General features: G+C 70.4%; 2 protein-coding genes and 1 pseudogene. All 3 read left to right on the top strand.

The window, feature by feature from the left end; all coding sequences use genetic code 11:
* Nucleotides 1-1,237, top strand: a 1,237-nt coding sequence (locus AB0J72_RS58905; protein ID WP_363418034.1) for a DUF3631 domain-containing protein, incomplete at its 5' end; no start/stop codon positions are given.
* Nucleotides 1,238-1,281: 44 nt separating this feature from the next.
* Nucleotides 1,282-1,428, top strand: coding sequence for a DNA-binding protein (locus tag AB0J72_RS58900; RefSeq protein WP_363418037.1), 147 nt, complete (start codon nt 1,282-1,284; stop codon nt 1,426-1,428).
* Nucleotides 1,428-1,901, top strand: a pseudogene (locus tag AB0J72_RS58895) (site-specific integrase); the annotation flags it as partial. The gene AB0J72_RS58900 and the pseudogene AB0J72_RS58895, both read left to right, overlap by 1 nt.

Genomic DNA, 1,901 nt, shown 5'->3' with positions numbered 1-1,901 from the left:
CGACGGCGCCGCGATCCTCGACCGGCTGCACGCCGTCATCACCCGCTACGTCGTGCTGCCGTCGCCCGAGGCCATCGACGCGGTCGTGCTGTGGATCGCCGCGACCCACGCCATGCCCGCATGGGCGCACGCGCCCCGCCTCGTCATCCGCGCGCCGGAGAAGCGCTGCGGCAAGTCCCGGCTCCTCGACGTGGTCGAGGGTATGTGCTGCAACCCGCTCATGACCGTGAACGCCTCATCGGCCGCCGTGTACCGCGCCATCGGTACCGACGAGCCGCCCACGCTCCTGGTGGACGAGGCCGACACCATCTTCGGCGGGAAGAACGCCGAGGCGAACGAGGATCTCCGTGGGCTGCTCAACGCCGGACACCAGCGCAACCGGCCTGCGATCCGCTGGGACAGCAACGCGCACCGGCTGGAGAAGATCCCCACGTTCGCGATGGCGGCGCTCGCCGGGATCGGCGCCATGCCCGACACCATTGAGGACCGCGCCGTGGTCGTTCGGATGCGTCGGCGGATGGCGGGCGAGTTCGTGGCGCCGTACCGGCACCGCCGCGACGGGCCGGTGTTGCGGAAGGTGGCCGGTGAACTGTTCCAGTGGCTTCGGGGGCATCTCGCCGAGTTGGAGCGCGCGGAGCCTGCGATGCCTCTCGAGGATCGCGCCGCCGACACGTGGGAGCCGTTGATCGCGGTCGCCGACCTCGCGGGCGGCAGCTGGCCGACGCGTGGCCGGGCCGCCGCGACCGTCCTCACCGCCGAGGCGGAGGACACCGGTCACGTCTCGACCCGTGTCCGGCTCCTGGCCGACATCCGGACCGTGTTCACGACCCTCGGCGACCCGTGCGCCGCGACCACGGCCGAGCTGCTCGCCGCACTCAACGACGACCCGGAAGGACCGTGGCAGGGGTTCGGACCGGCAGGGATGACCGGCAAGCGTCTCGGTGACCTGCTGCGGGAGTTCGGCATCAGCTCGGCGACCATCCGGTTCCCTGTCGGGCAGGCCAAGGGCTACCACCGCGAGGCGTTCACCGACGCGTGGAAGCGCTACTGCCCCGACCGAACCGTCCCATCGGTACCAGCATCGTCTTCCCAGGTCAGCGACGGTATGGATGCCGACCCCGGTACGGGTCAAGCCGTACCGGCGAAACCATCCGTACCGGCCGTGAGCAGCGAAAACGAGCCTGGGACGGATGGGACGGGTACCCCCGCCGTCCGACGCATCGGAGGTGTCGCGTGACCACCGTCGCCACCCGCAAAGCGCTCTGGAAGATCCCCGAGGCGATGGAGCAGCTGAGCATCAGCCGGACCGTCATCTACGAGCAGATCCGCGCCGGCCGCCTCCGCACCGTGAAGCAGGGCCGCGCCCGGCTCGTGCCGGACAGCGCCATCGGCGAGTACGTCGCCCTGCTCGAACGGGAGGCCGCCTGATGACGACACGACGCGGGCGCGGCGAGGGTGGCCTGTTCTGGGACGAGAAGCGGCAGCGCTTCATCGCCGAGGTCACCATCGGCTACACGCCGGCAGGGAAGCGCATCGTGCGCCGGGGGAGCGGAAAGACGAAGACGGAAGCGCGCGCGAAGCTGAAGGAGGTGCTGCGCGACCACGAGGACGGGCTGGCGATCGCGCCGCAGAACGTGACGGTCGCCGATGCGGTGAAGGACTGGCTGGCGTACGGCCTGAACGGGCGCTCTCCGCGCACCGTTTCGAAGAACACGACGCTGTGCAACGTCCACGTGATCCCCGCGCTCGGCGCGCGGAAACTGCGGGACCTGAGCGCGACGGACGTCGACAAGTGGCTCGCCGAGAAGGCCAAGACGCTCAGCACCCGCACGCTCGGCGAGGTGTACTCCTGCCTCAACCGGTCGATCAACCGGGCCATGGCGCGCGACAAGGTGAAGCGC

The sequence above is a fragment of the Dactylosporangium sp. NPDC049742 genome, assembly GCF_040674675.1.
Classification (GTDB): domain Bacteria; phylum Actinomycetota; class Actinomycetes; order Mycobacteriales; family Micromonosporaceae; genus Dactylosporangium; species Dactylosporangium maewongense.
The sequence above is the reverse complement of the archived record's forward strand: the minus strand, read 5'-3'. Positions and strand labels throughout refer to the sequence as shown.

Excerpts from the sequence above, each read along its gene's own strand:
- AB0J72_RS58900 (WP_363418037.1), top strand. The coding sequence starts at position 1,282 with ATGGAGCAGCTGAGCATCAGCCGGACCGTCATCTACGAGCAGATCCGC.